This window comes from Myroides sp. LoEW2-1 (assembly GCF_009767705.1).
GTDB classification, from domain to species: Bacteria; Bacteroidota; Bacteroidia; order Flavobacteriales; family Flavobacteriaceae; genus Flavobacterium; species Flavobacterium album_A.
Genome location: NZ_WSPP01000333.1, coordinates 1 through 343, shown reverse-complemented (window position 1 = coordinate 343; position 343 = coordinate 1). Strand labels below are relative to the sequence as shown.

Annotated in this window: 1 pseudogene; it reads left to right on the top strand. The window is 29.2% G+C overall.

Annotated features, from left to right (window positions below):
• A pseudogene (locus GOQ24_RS17045) lies at positions 1 to 271 on the top strand (IS21 family transposase); the annotation flags it as partial.
• Between the last annotated feature and the right edge of the window lie 72 nt (positions 272 to 343).

Here is a 343-nt window from a genome sequence, read left to right as displayed (position 1 = left end):
TGAAACAAAAGCTTTTATTGGGAAAATACTGCACAAACAAACCTTTGTAGAACAGAGCTTTAAATCATGTATAGCTGTTTTGTCCTTTGCTAGTAAAGTAGGGAATTCTAGACTAAACTTAGCTTGTAAACGAGCGTTAGCTTATGAACATATAAGCTATAAGGCTATTGAAAATATTTTAAAAAACGGATTAGATCAACAAGAATTAGAACAAAACTTACAAGCTATACCCCAACATGAAAATATCAGAGGGAATAATTATTTTAACTAAATCTTTATGTTTATGAATGTTAATGCAACAATTGAAAAAATGCAAAAACTTAGGCTTAATGGTATGAAAAGA